The 13,966-nt window shown below is 63.6% G+C and carries 14 protein-coding genes; 5 read left to right on the top strand and 9 right to left on the bottom strand.

All coding sequences use genetic code 11. From position 1 onward, the window contains the following. Positions 1 to 6: 6 nt before the first annotated feature. The 3 genes from ALTER154_RS09100 to ALTER154_RS09090 are packed head-to-tail and all read left to right on the top strand — an operon-like array spanning position 7 to position 2,226. Entirely contained in the window at positions 7 to 303 is a 297-nt protein-coding gene (locus ALTER154_RS09100; protein WP_160086408.1) for a hypothetical protein, read from the top strand. Continuing rightward, positions 300 to 1,895, top strand: a complete 1,596-nt coding sequence (locus ALTER154_RS09095) for a PepSY domain-containing protein (protein ID WP_160086406.1) — start codon at positions 300 to 302, stop codon at positions 1,893 to 1,895. The genes ALTER154_RS09100 and ALTER154_RS09095 overlap by 4 nt, the downstream gene beginning before the upstream one ends. After that, a complete protein-coding gene (locus ALTER154_RS09090) occupies positions 1,888 to 2,226 on the top strand; it encodes a DUF3325 domain-containing protein (RefSeq protein ID WP_160086404.1) in 339 nt (112 codons plus the stop codon). The genes ALTER154_RS09095 and ALTER154_RS09090 overlap by 8 nt, the downstream gene beginning before the upstream one ends. Here the strand turns inward: ALTER154_RS09090 and ALTER154_RS09085 are convergent. Together ALTER154_RS09085 and ALTER154_RS09080 are read right to left on the bottom strand one after the other, a co-directional pair. Then, a complete protein-coding gene (locus ALTER154_RS09085; RefSeq protein ID WP_160086402.1) occupies positions 2,202 to 4,208 on the bottom strand; it encodes an alkaline phosphatase D family protein in 2,007 nt (668 codons plus the stop codon). The genes ALTER154_RS09090 and ALTER154_RS09085 overlap by 25 nt on opposite strands. A gap of 81 nt (positions 4,209 to 4,289) precedes the next feature. Further along, complete coding sequence (locus tag ALTER154_RS09080) at positions 4,290 to 4,973, bottom strand: Crp/Fnr family transcriptional regulator (RefSeq protein WP_160086400.1); 684 nt, start codon at positions 4,971 to 4,973, stop codon at positions 4,290 to 4,292. 92 nt (positions 4,974 to 5,065) lie between these two features. Here ALTER154_RS09080 and ALTER154_RS09075 point away from each other — a divergent pair, with 92 nt between their 5' ends. Beyond that, on the top strand, positions 5,066 to 5,590 hold the full coding sequence (locus tag ALTER154_RS09075) for a DUF962 domain-containing protein (protein WP_160086398.1): 525 nt from the start codon (positions 5,066 to 5,068) through the stop codon (positions 5,588 to 5,590). Positions 5,591 to 5,650: 60 nt separating this feature from the next. Here ALTER154_RS09075 and ALTER154_RS09070 read toward each other — a convergent pair whose 3' ends face one another. Next, positions 5,651 to 6,394: a hypothetical protein gene (locus ALTER154_RS09070; RefSeq protein ID WP_160086396.1), complete on the bottom strand. Its 744-nt coding sequence runs from the start codon at positions 6,392 to 6,394 to the stop codon at positions 5,651 to 5,653. A 102-nt stretch (positions 6,395 to 6,496) separates the two neighbouring features. Continuing rightward, on the bottom strand, positions 6,497 to 7,309 hold the full coding sequence (locus ALTER154_RS09065) for a helix-turn-helix domain-containing protein (RefSeq protein WP_160086394.1): 813 nt from the start codon (positions 7,307 to 7,309) through the stop codon (positions 6,497 to 6,499). A gap of 125 nt (positions 7,310 to 7,434) precedes the next feature. On the opposite strand from ALTER154_RS09065, the gene ALTER154_RS09060 reads away from it, so the two are divergent. Beyond that, entirely contained in the window at positions 7,435 to 7,866 is a 432-nt protein-coding gene (locus tag ALTER154_RS09060) for a hypothetical protein (protein WP_160086392.1), read from the top strand. Here ALTER154_RS09060 and modC read toward each other — a convergent pair. The 5 genes from modC to nirB form a co-directional block, all read right to left on the bottom strand. Then, positions 7,849 to 8,991, bottom strand: a complete 1,143-nt coding sequence (modC, locus tag ALTER154_RS09055) for a molybdenum ABC transporter ATP-binding protein (protein WP_160086390.1) — start codon at positions 8,989 to 8,991, stop codon at positions 7,849 to 7,851. The two genes, ALTER154_RS09060 and modC, sit on opposite strands and share 18 nt — an antisense overlap. Continuing rightward, complete coding sequence (gene modB, locus ALTER154_RS09050; RefSeq protein ID WP_160086388.1) at positions 8,988 to 9,668, bottom strand: molybdate ABC transporter permease subunit; 681 nt, start codon at positions 9,666 to 9,668, stop codon at positions 8,988 to 8,990. The genes modC and modB overlap by 4 nt, the downstream gene beginning before the upstream one ends. A gap of 12 nt (positions 9,669 to 9,680) precedes the next feature. Next, positions 9,681 to 10,427 carry a molybdate ABC transporter substrate-binding protein gene (modA, locus tag ALTER154_RS09045; protein ID WP_160086386.1) on the bottom strand — a complete coding sequence of 249 codons (747 nt, stop codon included), beginning with the start codon at positions 10,425 to 10,427 and terminating at the stop codon, positions 9,681 to 9,683. A gap of 259 nt (positions 10,428 to 10,686) precedes the next feature. Beyond that, on the bottom strand, positions 10,687 to 11,064 hold the full coding sequence (gene nirD / locus ALTER154_RS09040) for a nitrite reductase small subunit NirD (RefSeq protein ID WP_160086384.1): 378 nt from the start codon (positions 11,062 to 11,064) through the stop codon (positions 10,687 to 10,689). Then, positions 11,064 to 13,619: a nitrite reductase large subunit NirB gene (nirB, locus tag ALTER154_RS09035; RefSeq protein ID WP_160086382.1), complete on the bottom strand. Its 2,556-nt coding sequence runs from the start codon at positions 13,617 to 13,619 to the stop codon at positions 11,064 to 11,066. The genes nirD and nirB overlap by 1 nt, the downstream gene beginning before the upstream one ends. Between the last annotated feature and the right edge of the window lie 347 nt (positions 13,620 to 13,966).

Genomic DNA, 13,966 nt, shown 5'->3' with positions numbered 1-13,966 from the left:
GCCGTCATGCACCTGCGCGATGTTATCCAACCGGCCGTGACGGCTACCCACGTTGTCGGCCTATGTGCGCTGGCCTATTTCGCCAGCGCACAACTGGTTGGCCTGAGCGGCCTGCTGGCCTGGTGGGCCGGTATGAGTCAGGGCGATGCGGTGATGCTGGCGCTCATGCTCGGCTTCATTTACCTGTTGCTGTTGCTGCTCTGGGGCTTTTCCCGCGAGCGCCGGCGTAACGCATGGTTGTTGCTCAGCGGCCTGAGCCTGCTGGCCTGGGGCACACCACTGCTGCTGCAGGGGCACCCATGAAAACAGGATTCAGAAGCCGCATGGGCGAGCTGCACACCTGGGCCGGCGTGTTGCTCGGCGTCTTGCTGTTCGCCGTATTCTGGACCGGCAGCCTGTCGGTGTTCGACAAGGAAATCGACCGCTGGATGATGCCCAGCACGCGTCTGCACTGGGATGACAGCATGCAGCGGCCGTCGCTGGACCGTGACATTCGCCCACTGCTGGAACAACGCGCCGCCAACGCGCCCGTCTGGACCATCATCCTGCCCCTGGAACGCACACCGTTTCTGACCCTGACTTACGGCAGCGAAGAGTCGCGCAAGAGCAGCCGCGACCTGTTCCACCCGATCACTCTTGAGCCGCTGGCCAAGCCGTTGACCCTGGGGGCCAGTGGCTTTATCTACCCCTTCCACCACAACCTGACGCTGCGCTACAAAAACATCGGTGCCTGGCTGGTGGGCATCGCCGGCATGGCCATGCTCTGCCTGCTGGTGTCCGGCGTGGTCATCCACCGCAAGCTGTTCAGCGAGTTCTTCACCCTGCGTCTGCACCGCGCCTTCGGCCGCAGCACTCTGGATGTGCATAACGTGGTCGGTGTGGCGCTGCTGCCGTTCCACCTGATGATCACCCTGTCCGGGCTGATCGTCGCGTTCGCCATCTACTACCCCGATGCGCCGCAACAGACTTACCGCGAGCAGGTGCAAAGCGGCGTCAGCGCCGAACGCGCCTTCCTCGGTGAAGCACTCGGCCGTATCCGCCTGCGGGCCGCCAAAGAGCCGGGCGAACTGGCACCGTTGGAGCCCATGGTGACCAGGGCCGAACAATATTGGGGGCCGGGCTCGGTGTACCTACTGCGGGTTAACAATCCCAAGGATGCCAACGGCAATGTGCTGCTGCGCCGCACCAGCCACAGCAGCGTGACCAAGGACATCGACAACTTCCGCTTTGCCAACGTCAGCGGTGAGGTCATGGGTCGCTTTCAGGCCTCAGCCACGGTGAACACCTGGAACTTCATTGCCGGCCTGCACTACATCCAGTTCCGCCACGACGCCCTGCGCTGGCTGTACTTCCTTGGCGGGCTAGGCGGCTGTGTGGTGATCGCCACCGGGCTGTTCTTCTGGACCCAGGCCCGGCGCAAGAAGCAGCAGCGCCACGGCCATCTCGGTGTCTCGCTGCTGGATGCCCTGAGTGTTGCCGGCGTGTGCGGGGTGATTCTCGCCACCCTGGCGTTTCTGCTCGCCAACCGCTGGCTGCCCATGCAGGAGCAGCTGTTTGGCCTGGGCCGCGCCCGCGTCGAAATCCTGAGCTTCTATGCCCTGTGGCTCGTGGCGAGCGCCCATGCCGTGTGGCGCGTGATGCATGACCAGCGCCTCGGTTACCTGCAGGCCTGGCGCGAGCAGTGCACGGCGATTGCGCTGCTGGCCGTGCTGGCCGTTCTAGCCAACTGGCTGACCACCGGCGATCACCTGCTGGCCACCCTGCGCAGCGGTAACGGCCCGGTGGCCGGCACCGACTTGTGCCTGCTCGCTGCAGCCGCACTCGCCCTGCTGGCCGCGCACAAGCTGCGCCGCCGCGTGCCGCAGGAAGAAACGCTGGAGGTCGCCCATGTCTGACGCCGCTCTGTACTCGCTGTTGGCCCTGCTGCTGGCGGTGCTGGGCTTTGCCTGGCTCGCCCTGGCCTTGCCCAACCATTGGCGTCAGGTGCATCAAGGCGTGCAACAGACGGCGTCACGGCAAGTCGCCCTGCGCAGCGGCGCCAGCCTGATGCTCGGGCTGTCATTGGTGTGCAGCCTGGCGGGCGATTCGCCGGCCATGGCCATCCTGCTGTGGCTGATGCTGCTGGGCGTCGCCACGCTGATCGTCGCCCTGACCTTAAGCTGGCGCGCGCAATGGCTGGCCCTGCTCTGGCCAGTGCGGCCTCAGGCCGAGCGATCTGCCGACTGAGCTGGCGCGCGGCGGGCAGGCGCCGTGCTCGGTGCGTTATCACGGTCATCGACAAACGCCACCGCGGGAGAGCCATCGGCATTCAGCTGGTAGATCGCGCTCGGCTGGCCGTTGTCGTTGAACCACACCTGACCGAGCCCCGCCCCATTCCACAGGCGTTCGCCGGCCTTGCTGCGCGAGGGGATGCGCGGTTTGACCTGCATGCGCCGGCGCGTGGTCAGCCAGTTGAGCGGTGACCACGGCGCGTAGAGCCAGCGGTTGAGGCGGTCGAACCAGTCGAGCAGGCGCGGCGGGAATTCGTTTTTCAGGCCGCTGCTGGTGATCTGCCAAAGCTTCGGCCCGCGCTTGCGCTGGCGAATCAGCACCTCGTAGACAAACGAGTAATGCACATCGCCGGAGAGAATCACGTAGTTACCCGGCGTGCGCGAGTGGCGGAAGATGTTCAGCATCACCTGCGCTGCGCCCCGATGGGCCATCCAGTTTTCGGCGTCGACCATCAGCGGATGGCCGGCCCAGCTGAAGACCTTCTGGATGGTCTCGATCAGCTTGACGCCAAACATCGGCGCGGGGGAGACGATGATCGCTGCCGGATGATCCAGCAGCTCTTGCTGAAACTCGCACAGCGCTTCCCAATCCAGCAGGCCGGACGGCCGCTTGAGGTTGCGCTCGCTGCGCCAGCGCCGCGTACGCGTGTCGAGCACCACCAGCGCCGGGCTGCTCGGCAGAACGAATTGCCACTGGTGAAAGCTCAGCAAGGTGTCGATCAGCGAATCCTGCGGCTCACTGTCCATGTGGTTTGCAGTATCGCGGCCCTCGGTCATCGCGCGGATCATCTGTAGCGGCTCAGCAAACACATCCGGGTTATTGCCCCAACCCTGGCACAGCAAGTAGGCGATCAGCGCATTGCCGATGATGCGTTTGGAAAACGGGTGGCCGTAGGCCGTCTCTTCCCACTGCGCGGAGAGGTTCCAGTCATCGGTGATGTCGTGATCATCGAAGATCATCAGCGTCGGCAAGTGGGCGAGGGCACGGGCGACCTGGCCCAGACCGCAGCGAAACGCTTCAATGCGCTCACGCTCGGCTTGATAACGCGGCACTTCCTCGGCGCTGAGCGCCGGCATTTCCGCATCCAGCAACGTCCATGGCGTCGGCGACCAGACCAGCAGGTACATGGCCAATACTTCGGCGCAGGTCACCAGGTGGTTGTCGGCGCTGCTGGTGGTGAACACCGGTTTTTCCACGCCGCCGAAGAAGCGCTCGCGCAGGGTTTCGTTGCTCTTCAGCGCAGGCAGCAGCTCGGCGCGCTGGTAGTAGCTGGCCGGGTGCTGGTACAGCGCCGTGCTGTCATCGACCACCGCGCCTTCCAGGTGCTCGCCGAACAGGCCGAGACGCTCAATCACCTGATGAATCGCCCGCAGTATCGGCCCGCTGACATCATCGGCGTAGATCTGATCGCCACTCATCAGCAGCAAGGCCGGGCGCTGCTCGGGGGCATGTGCTTCGGCCAGCAGACGGTCGGCGCAGAGCAAGCCGTCAGCCGCCGGGTGATGCGGCTTGCGGCAAGAGCCGTGGAGGAGATGATCCAGCTGCGCGCGCAGGACGAAATTGGCCTGGGTCACGCCGTCGTACAGCAAGTGCGGCGCCCAGTCGGCGATGCCCATTTCAGACTGATCCGGCTGTTCAATCAGCAGGTCGTAGTCGATCTGCACATCGCAGGGCAGCGGCGCTTCCAGCTTGAGGTCAATCAGGTGGATAAATGCCTGTTCGCCAATCTGGATAACCTGGCAGCTGTCACCGTGCAGCGGTAAGCGCTGTGGCTCGGGTGAATCACCATGGCTCAGCTGCAGGGTTAGCGATAAGGGCCGGCTGCCAACCAGCCAGAGCACCAGGCGCTGCGCTTCCATGCGGCGCAGCAGCGGGCCGGCCAGCACCAGGGGCAGGTCAGCGTGGATGGCAGGGAGTGTCTCAGCGGTTATCGGCATCAGTACATCGGGCTCTGGCGGCAAACAGGTCGGCAATAGAGCGTCATTCTGCGCCAGAGGTTCAGTCTTTGCAGCCGCTGCCTACTGCGCCGCCTGACGTAAGCGCGGCAGATCGAGGAGTTCGATCTCGCCATAGGTCAGGCGCAGAATGCCCTGGGCCTCCAACTCCTTGAGTATCTGGTTGGTGGTCTGCCGGGAGATCGCCAGCATCAGCGCCAGCTGTTCCTGCGGCAGGTGCAGCACGCGGCGCGGCTCGCCTTCACCGTAGTTCTCGGCAATCAGCAGCAGGCGCCGGGCCAGACGCGGGGCGGCGGGCAGCAGGCTCATTTCTTCCAGGGCGATAAACGCCAGGCGCAGTTTATGGCTCATCAGCAGGGCGAAATCACGCCAGTACTGCGGTTGCTGTTCGAGCAGCGCCAGCAGCCGCGCCTGCGGCACCAGCAACAAAGTGGTGGGGCCTTCGGCAAAGGCATCGTGGGTACGCGGCTGGCCATCGAACAGGGAAATCTCACCAAACCAGTAGGGCGGCTCGACCAGGGTCAGCAGCGCTTCCTTGCCGGTGGCACTGACCGCGCCGATGCGCATGCCGCCCTCGACCACCGCATACAGCCCGCAGGGTTTGTCGCCCCGACGAAACAGCACCTGACCAGGCGCCAGTTGCTGCACCTGGGCGGCGGCCAGCAGCGCCTCCTGTAATGCAGCGGGCAGGGCGCTGAACCAGTGGCCCTGACGCAGACGTGCCTGATAGTGGTGGCCGCTGTTCATCGACGGCTCCAGGCGGTTTGTCGGCTAGCTGACAGAGCGCTGCGTGGGCGTGGGTTCATGCTGGCCACCTGTCTTGCATGAGGAAAATAATAATGAAAACCCTGGTTGATCATCTGGCTCAATACGCGGCCTATCACCGCGACCAACGCAATATTCTCAGCCACTTTATCGGTATTCCACTGATCGTTGTGGCGGTGGCCGTGTTGTTGTCACGCCCCGGCTTCGAGCTGCTGGGCCTTTGGCTGTCCCCCGCGCTGCTGGTGGCCGTGGCGGCGGGCGTGTTTTACCTGCGCCTGGACCTGCGCTTCGGCCTGCTGATGGCGCTGCTGCTGGTGCTCAGCCTGTGGGCAGCGGCGGGCCTGGCAGTGCAATCAACGGCGGTGTGGCTGAGCAGCGGCATCGGCCTGTTTGTGATCGGCTGGATTATTCAGTTTGTCGGCCATTACTACGAAGGGCGCAAACCGGCGTTTGTCGATGACGTGATGGGCCTGGTGATCGGCCCCCTGTTTGTCGCCGCCGAAGCAGCCTTCCTGCTGGGCCTGCGCAAAGAAGTCGAACAGGCCATCGTCGAACGCGCCGGCCCGACCTGTATTCGCGAGAAGAAAGCGACTGCCTGATCGCTGCAGGGCCGCCATTGATTGGCGGCCTTGTACCGACTTCGCTCTTACGAGCGAGTTCTAGTACATCGCCATCCATTGCGTGGTCAGTGAGCGGGTATGGCGATACACGGTGATCGGCGCAAATGGTCGGCCCGAGGCGCTCTGCAGGGCGCTGCTCTGGCTGTTGAGGTCAACCAGCGCGGCCTTGAGGTAATCCCAGCGGGTTTTCAGCTTGCCCACCTGCGGGTCGGCCTTGCCATCCAGTGCGGCCAGCTGCGCATCGACTGACGGCACGATCTTGCGTTCATCCTGACCGAGGTAGGTGTCGGGCTGCTCGCGGGCGGTTTCGAAATTGCCGAAGTAGGCGCGGCTGAGGTACTGCACCGAGAGGTATTCGAGCTTGGCGGACAGTTCGCTGTCAGCCGGGCCGGCCAGCTTGCGGGTTTCCTCGAGCACGCCGAGCAGGGCTTTGCTGAGGTCCTCGGGGTAGCGCCAGGGCATGTCATCTTCACTCGGGCCAAAGGCCACGCCACGGCGAATCTGCACCACCAGTTCCTGATGGGCACTGCGCAGGGCATCGCTGCTTTGCGGCAGGCTCTGCACGGCGGCGGCCAGGGCCTGCAGATCAGTTTCCAGGGCGTCCTGGTGTTTCTTTTGGAAACCCTCACCGCGTAACAGCATCAGGCTGCTGGTAACCCGGCTGGCCTGCACCTGAACCTGTTCCTGGGGGGTAACGGCCTGGGCAAAGGTCAGCGGCGAGAGGCCGGCCAACAACCCGATAACCGCGAGCAATAGCGAGCGAGACAGCGTTATAGAACGCATACGTGGTGTGCTCCTTATTATTTTTGTGAGCAGTGCTGAACGAGGTCAGCTTATACAATCGCGCGCAACAGGGTACTGCACTGAATACGGGATAAAAGCAGCCTAAAGAGTGATTTCGTCGGAAAGATGCGTCGATTCGGCCAAGTCACGCAGGTACTGCGCGCTGAAGGCATCGGCCGGAAAGAAGGTTTCCAGCGCCAGTTCCGCCAGGGTGATGTCGTTGGCGGTGCCAAACACCGTGGTGGTGCCGATCAGGCTGACCACGCCCTGCTCGCTGGCAAACTGCAACGGCATCAGCACCGTGTCGCTGTCGAATTGCGCGGGTGCCGCCGGCCCTGGATAGGCGTTCAGCTCATCCCACAGCGCGTGCAACTGAGCATCGCCGCTGGCCTGAAAATCGCGCTGCAACCGCGCCAACAGGTAGGCGCGCCAGGCGCCCAGGTTGACGATACGCGGTGCCAGCCCTTGCGGGTGCAGACTCAGGCGCATGACGTTGATCGGTGGCGTCAGCAGCTCAGGCGCAATGCCCTGCAGAAAGGGCGCGAGGGCACTGTTGGCCGCCAGCAGGTTCCAGTGACGGTCGATGGTCAGTGCCGGGTAGGGCTCGTGGGCCTTGAGCAGCAGGTCGATGGCGCTGCGCGCGGCCGCCATGGCTGGCTCGGACAGCGCATGCTGAGTGAACAGCGGCGCATAGCCTGCGGCGCTGAGCAGGCGATTGCGTTCGCGCAGGGGAATCTCCAGCTGCTCGGCGAGCAACAGCAGCATCTCGCGGCTGGGCTGGGCGCGCCCGGTTTCAACAAAGCTCAAGTGGCGGGTGGAGATATCGGCCTCGCAGGCGAGGTCGAGCTGGCTAAGACGACGGTGCTGGCGCCACTGGCGCAGCAGGGCCCCGACGGGCTGGATTTGGCTGTTCATGGGCATCGACGATAGACCAGCAAGGTCATTGCAGCCATTACCTGCGAGGTAATCGACGTAACGCACAGATCGGCGAAATCTAGGGCCAAGCCGCCATTTCGACGGTTCTTTACGGAGACTTCGCCATGACCACCTTGCAACCTTCACTGTTACTGCGCCGTGCCCTGCTCGCCGATGGCCTGGTCGGCGTGATCACCACGGCGCAACTCCTGCTGCTGGCTGACTGGCTCAGCAGCCTGTTGGCCCTGCCGGGTGAATTCCTCTTCGGCGTTGGCGTGGTGCTGATTCCGCTGGTGGCCTTTCTGCTCTGGCTGTCGCGCCGTGAAAGCATGGCGCGGGCAGCGGTCTACACAGTACTCGGCCTGAATGCGCTATGGGTGGTGCTCAGCCTACTGGTGCTGCTCAGCGGCTGGTTCACGCCGAACGCGCTGGGCTACGCCTTTGTGATCGCCCAGGCTGTTGTGGTAGTGGTGTTTATCGAGTTGGAGTGGCTGGGCCTGAAGCGCTCGCAGGTCATCCCCGGCGCGTTTGCCCAGGCATCAGTGAGTGCTCAGTAGCGACACCGACTTGACCTGCGCCCACAGCAACTGCTCACGCTGGATCTGCAGACGGTCGAAGGAGTAACGGGTGATGCGGGCGATCAGCTGCTCGCCGCCCACTTGCACGCGCACCAGCACGTGAGCCTGCTCGGCAACGTTGATCCAGTCCACTACTCGCGCTGGCAAGAGGTTAAGCACGCTGCTGTCCTCGGCCTGTTGCAGGCAAAGACTGACATCCCGCGCCTTAACCTTGATCCGCACCGACTGGCCTAACGGTAAAGGCCCGTGGGGCAAGCGCAGGTTGATCTGGCTATCCGGCAATTGCAGGTAGAGCAGCCCGTAAGCCTGGTCATGCACTGTAACTACGCCGTCGACCACCGCCTCGGCATCGTCCTCGAAGACAAACGGCAGATCGGCGCGCAGTAGGGTTTCCTTCAGCGGGCCGCTGGCGCTGACCTTGCCGTCCTCCAGCAACACCAGGTGATCGGCCAGGCGCGCCACCTCATCCGGCGAGTGGCTGACGTAAACAATCGGAATTTCCAGCTCCTGGTGCAGGCGCTCCAGATAGGGCAGCACCTCCTGTTTGCGTTTGAGGTCGAGGGACGCCAGCGGCTCGTCCAGCAGCAGCAGGCGTGGGCTGGTCAGCAGGGCGCGGGCGATGCCAACGCGCTGCTGCTCGCCGCCGGACAGCTTGCCCGGCAAGCGTTCCAGCAGATGCTCAATACCGAGCAGTTCCACCGCCTGGTCCAGGGCAATCCGCCGCTGCGCTGCGGGGATGCGCTTCAACCCGTACTGCAAATTGCCCCGCACGGTGAGGTGGGCAAACAGGTTGGCATCCTGAAACACGTAACCCACGGCACGTTGATGCGCCGGGACGAAGACGCCCTGGGCGCTGCCCTGCCACAGCTCGCCGTTGACCTGCAGGTAGCCTTTGCTCGGCTGATCCAGCCCGGCAAAACAGCGCAGGCAGCTGGTCTTGCCGGAACCGGAATGGCCGAACAGGGCGCTGACACCACGGCCGGGCAGGTTCAGCTCAACATCCAGGGTAAAACCTGGGTGTGCAACCTTGAAGCGCGCCTGGATTGCTCCCGGCTCGGCGACTGTGCGAATCGCCGGATTGCGCCGCGCCAAAGGCCAGATCATTGCCACACCCGCATGCGGCTACGCCCGGAATACAGTGCCAGCAGCACGATAAAGGAGAACAGCACCATACCGCCCGCCAGCCAGTGGGCCTGGGCGTACTGCATGGTTTCCACATGGTTGTAGATCTGCACCGACGCCACTTGGGTCTTGCCGGGGATATTGCCGCCAATCATCAGCACCACGCCGAACTCGCCCACGGTATGCGCGAAGCCGAGAATCGCCGCGGTGACAAAACCCGGTTTGGCCAGCGGCAACACCACCGTGAAGAACGCATCCCACGGCCCGGCGCGCAGCGTCGCCGCCGCCTCCAGCGGGGCACGGCCAATCGCCTCGAAAGCGTTCTGCAGCGGCTGCACGACAAAGGGCAGGGAATAGAACACCGAGCCGATCACCAGCCCGGTAAAGGTAAACGTCAGAGTGCCGAGGCCCAGGCTCTGGGTCAGCTGACCGACAAAACCGTGCGGGCCCATGCTCACCAGCAGGTAGAAGCCAATCACCGTCGGCGGCAGCACCAGCGGCAGCGCGACGATCGCACCAATCGGCTGCTTCCAGCGCGAATCAGTGCGCGCCAGCCACCAGGCAATCGGCGTACCGATCAACAGCAGCAACAAGGTGGTCAGCGATGCCAGCTCCAGGGTCAGCAGGACCGCGGCGAAATCGGCTTTAGTCAGTGGCATCGCAACAGCCTTTTAAAGTTGGTAGCCGTAAGACTTGATGATCTTCGCCGCCTTCTCACCTTTCAGGTACTCGGTCAGGGCTGCCGCGGCGGGATTCTGTTCGCCTTTCTTGAGGATCAGCGCATCCTGCTTGATCGGCGTGTGCATCTGCGCCGGCACCATCCAGGCCGAGCCACTGCTGAGCTGGCCATCCTTGTACACCTGTGACAGCGCAACAAAGCCCAGTTCGGCATTGCCGGTGGCAATGAATTGATGCGCCTGGGTGATGTTCTGCCCTTCGACCAGCTTGTCTTTAACCGCAGCACTCAGGCCGAGCTTTTCCAGCACTTCGGTAGCCGCCAAGCCGTAGGGTGCGGCTTTCGGGTTAGCGATCGCCAAGTGTTTGTACTGGTTGGCCTTGAGCACTGCGTCGCTGCCATCCAGATAACCCGGCGTGGCCGACCACAGCACCAAGCTGCCAACTGCGTAGGTAAAGCGCGAACCGCTAACGCCAACGCCTTCGCTGTCGAGCTTGGCCGGGGTGCTTTCATCGGCGCTTAAGAACACCTCGAACGGCGCGCCATTTTGAATCTGCGCATACAGCTGGCCAGTGGCGCCGAAAGAGGCGAGTACGCTGTGCCCAGTGTCTTTCTCGAACTCGGCGGCAATCGCCTGCAGCGGCGCGGTGAAGTTGGCGGCCACCGCTACCTGAACCTGTTCGGCCAGGGCGTGACTGCTGATAGCAAAAACGGCGAATAACGCCGCGATACGCGCGTGCATGGATACCTCCTGGGTGTGCGGCTGCGGGGAAACGGCTGTTCTGTCGACGCTGATTCGCCTGGCTACTCTACCTTCGCTATATCTCATGAGATATAGCGATTTGCGTACCAAGACACTCTGTAGAGCAACAAAAACAGGGTTGCCGAGATAATCGACAACCCTGTTACACAGGCATCAGCGCTGCGGGCTGAGGCGCATAAAGCCAATTACTGACTCAATAGTCAAGTAGCGCCCTATTAGCCCCGCTCACCCACTCGTCTTAGCTCAGGCCGATCTCCACCCGGTCGCCCTGCAAGCGTACTGGCCAGGTACGCAGTTGCTGCTCGGGATATTCCAGGCAGCTGCCGTCTTCCAGGCGGTAGTGCTGTTTGTACAGCGGCGCGGCGATCACTAAGTCGCCAGCCAGGCTGCCAACAATGCCGCGGCCAATAACGTTGGCGCCGGACTTGGGGTCGCGGTTATCGACGGCATACAGCTGTTTGCCGCTGGTCTCGTCTGGTAGATAGAACAGCGCCACCTGATCGCCATCGACCCAGGCGACCACGCCGGAGTTGGCCACCAAGTCGGCACGGCTGCACAGGGCGCGCCATTGCACACTGGTTTGTTCGATTGTTGCGGTTGCGCTCGACTGGCCCATCAGACCACCTCCTCGGCTGGAATACGTTGCAGTTCGGCGGCGCTGATCGGGCGGCGCTGGCCGCGTTCCTCGACAAACTGGATATCCGGGTCGCCACCCTGCTGGTTGACGAAGGTGCGGAAGCGCTTGAGCTTCTCCGGGTCCTTCAGGGCGTTGGCCCACTCGCACTCGTAGCGGTCGATCACCAGCTGCATCTGCGCTTCCAGTTCGGCGGCGAGATTGAGGCTATCGTCGATGATCACTTCCTTCAGGTAATCCAGGCCGCCTTCCAGCGACTCGCGCCACACGGAGGTGCGTTGCAGGCGGTCTGCGGTGCGCACGTAGAACATCAGGAAGCGGTCGATATAGCGGATCAGGGTTTCATCATCCAGATCGGTGGCGAACAGCTCGGCATGGCGTGGGCGCATGCCGCCGTTACCGGCGATATAGAGGTTCCAGCCGTTCTCGGTGGCGATCACGCCCACATCCTTGCTCTGCGCCTCGGCGCATTCGCGGGTGCAGCCGCTGACCGCGAACTTGATCTTGTGCGGCGAGCGCAGGCCCTTGTAGCGGTCCTCCAGCAACAGAGCCATGGCCACGCTGTCCTGCACGCCGTAACGGCACCAGGTGCTGCCAACGCAGCTCTTCACCGTGCGCAGCGACTTGCCGTAGGCGTGGCCGGTTTCGAAACCAGCGGCGATCAGTTCGGCCCAGATATCCGGCAGTTCGTGCAGCTGCGCGCCGAACAGGTCGATACGCTGGCCGCCGGTGATCTTGGTATAGAGGTCGTATTTCTTCGCCACCGCGCCGATGGCCAGCAGGCCGTCCGGGGTGATTTCGCCACCGGGAATGCGCGGCACCACCGAGTAGGTGCCGTTCTTCTGCATGTTGGCCATGAAGGTGTCGTTGGTGTCCTGCAGCGGCACCAGCGCCGGATCGGTGATCGAGCGGTTCCAGCAGGAGGCGAGGATCGAACCCACCGCCGGCTTGCAGATGTCGCAGCCGACATGGCCGCGGCCGTGCTTGGCCAGCAGCGCCTCGAAGCTCTCGATGCCTTCCACGCGGACGATGCCGTACAGCTCCTGGCGGGTGTAGGCGAAGTGTTCACACAGGCTCTTGTCCACCACCACGCCGCGCGCAGTCAGCTCGTGCTCGAACACTTGCTTAAGCAGCGCCGAGCAGCCGCCGCAACCGGTGGCGGCCTTGGTGCAGGCCTTGAGCCCGGCCAGATCGCCACAGCCAGCGTCGATTGCCGAGCAGATCGCGCCCTTGCTGACGTTGTGGCAGGAACAGATGGTGGCGGTGTCCGGCAGCGCGTCGGCACCCAGCGCCGGGGAGCCTTCGCCTTGCGGCAGGATCAGACAAGACGGGTCGGCCGGCAGCTTGATGCCGTTCTGCACGTACTGCAGCAGGGTGTCGTAGTAGCTGTTGTCGCCGACCAGCACGGCGCCGATGGCCTGCTTGCCGTCGGCAGATACGACCAAGCGGCGGTAGCTGGCGTTGGCTTCATCGATAAAGCGGTAGCTGCGCGAGCCGGCGGTGGCGCCGTGGGCATCGCCGATAGAGCCGACGTCGACGCCGAGCAGCTTGAGCTTGGTCGACATGTCCGCGCCCATAAACGGCTCGCTGTCTTCGCCGCACAGCTGGGTGGCGACGCTACGGGCCATCTGGTAGCCAGGCGCAACCAGGCCGAAGATCCCGCCGTTCCACGCCGCGCACTCGCCGATGGCGTAGATGGCCGGGTCACTGGTGCGGCACTGACTGTCGATGGCCACACCGCCGCGCGGGCCGAGTTCCAGGCCGCACTGCTTGGCGATGGCGTCCTGCGGACGGATGCCGGCGGAGAACACGATCAGGTCGGTTTCCAGGAACTCTTCACCGGCGAAATTCATCCGGTAGCGGTACTCGCTGCCCGGGGTGATCGACTGGGTGCCGCGCGACAGGTGCACGCTAACGCCCAGGGCTTCGATCTGCGCTTTGAGTGCCAGGCCACCGTGGTCATCCAGCTGCACCGGCATCAGCCGTGGGGCGAATTCCACCACATGGGCTTCCAGGCCCAGAGACTTCAATGCGTTGGCCGCTTCCAGGCCGAGCAGGCCGCCGCCAACCACCACACCACGGCGCGCGTTCTTGGCGGCGGCCTGAATGGTGTCGAGATCAGCCAGGGTGCGGTAGACCAGGCGCGAATCGCCTTCGGCGCCTTCAATCGGCGGCACGAAGGGGTAGGAGCCGCTGGCCAGCACCAGCTGGTCGTAGGGGAAGCTGCCTTCGGCGGTAATCACTTCGCGGCGTTCGCGATCGATTTCCAGCACCGGCACGCCGAGGTGCAGGGTCACCCCCGGCGTCTGGTACAGCTCGGCACCGCTGAGGGCCAGGGATTCGGCATCGCGGCCGGTGAAATACTCGGAGAGGTGCACGCGGTCATAGGCGCGCAGCGGCTCTTCGCTGAATACCTGCACGCGGTACTGCGCCAGAGCGCCACGCTCGATCAGTTGCTCGACGCAGTGATGGCCGACCATGCCGTTGCCGATGATGATCAGCCGTTGCTGGTCTGTGGAGGTATCTGTGCTGTTCATGGCATTTCCCGGCCGAAGCTCATCAGGTTTTTCTGCGGCAATAAAAAAGGCGCCTGAAACCTTGCGGTTTCAGGCGCCTTTGCCTGTTCTGTGCGGTGCCTGCGAGTGGCACCTGATACCCATTGCCTATAGAGGCTGGCGATCGCCATTGATCGAATGGGCGGCCCGAATGTGGCGGGCTCGCTGGGGCTCATGCAGCGCCTGTGCCAGTTTCCCCGCAGCGGCCTGCGGCCCGCATTGCAGCGGGCTACAGGCGCAGTTGCAGGCTCACCTGCCCGGCGCGATAAAGACCCAAAAAGAGGCGAGAAGAGCACCCTGCGCCCCATTATGAGTCGCGCAAAATCTAG

Source organism: Pseudomonas sp. 9AZ (assembly GCF_902506525.1).
Lineage (GTDB): Bacteria > Pseudomonadota > Gammaproteobacteria > Pseudomonadales > Pseudomonadaceae > Aquipseudomonas > Aquipseudomonas peli.
Note: the sequence above shows the minus strand (reverse complement) of the source record. Positions and strands in the feature narration are given on the sequence as shown.

What these genes read in the sequence shown, in the direction of transcription:
- ALTER154_RS09075 (WP_160086398.1), top strand. Translation starts at nt 5,066, where the DNA reads ATGAAAACCCTGGTTGATCATCTGGCTCAATACGCGGCCTATCACCGC.
- modA (WP_160086386.1), bottom strand. Translation starts at nt 10,427, where the DNA reads ATGCACGCGCGTATCGCGGCGTTATTCGCCGTTTTTGCTATCAGCAGT.
- ALTER154_RS09070 (WP_160086396.1), bottom strand. Translation starts at nt 6,394, where the DNA reads ATGCGTTCTATAACGCTGTCTCGCTCGCTATTGCTCGCGGTTATCGGG.
- ALTER154_RS09100 (WP_160086408.1), top strand. Translation starts at nt 7, where the DNA reads ATGCACCTGCGCGATGTTATCCAACCGGCCGTGACGGCTACCCACGTT.
- ALTER154_RS09065 (WP_160086394.1), bottom strand. Translation starts at nt 7,309, where the DNA reads ATGAACAGCCAAATCCAGCCCGTCGGGGCCCTGCTGCGCCAGTGGCGC.
- ALTER154_RS09060 (WP_160086392.1), top strand. Translation starts at nt 7,435, where the DNA reads ATGACCACCTTGCAACCTTCACTGTTACTGCGCCGTGCCCTGCTCGCC.
- nirB (WP_160086382.1), bottom strand. Translation starts at nt 13,619, where the DNA reads ATGAACAGCACAGATACCTCCACAGACCAGCAACGGCTGATCATCATC.
- modB (WP_160086388.1), bottom strand. Translation starts at nt 9,668, where the DNA reads ATGCCACTGACTAAAGCCGATTTCGCCGCGGTCCTGCTGACCCTGGAG.
- nirD (WP_160086384.1), bottom strand. Translation starts at nt 11,064, where the DNA reads ATGGGCCAGTCGAGCGCAACCGCAACAATCGAACAAACCAGTGTGCAA.
- modC (WP_160086390.1), bottom strand. Translation starts at nt 8,991, where the DNA reads ATGATCTGGCCTTTGGCGCGGCGCAATCCGGCGATTCGCACAGTCGCC.
- ALTER154_RS09090 (WP_160086404.1), top strand. Translation starts at nt 1,888, where the DNA reads ATGTCTGACGCCGCTCTGTACTCGCTGTTGGCCCTGCTGCTGGCGGTG.
- ALTER154_RS09095 (WP_160086406.1), top strand. Translation starts at nt 300, where the DNA reads ATGAAAACAGGATTCAGAAGCCGCATGGGCGAGCTGCACACCTGGGCC.
- ALTER154_RS09085 (WP_160086402.1), bottom strand. Translation starts at nt 4,208, where the DNA reads ATGCCGATAACCGCTGAGACACTCCCTGCCATCCACGCTGACCTGCCC.
- ALTER154_RS09080 (WP_160086400.1), bottom strand. Translation starts at nt 4,973, where the DNA reads ATGAACAGCGGCCACCACTATCAGGCACGTCTGCGTCAGGGCCACTGG.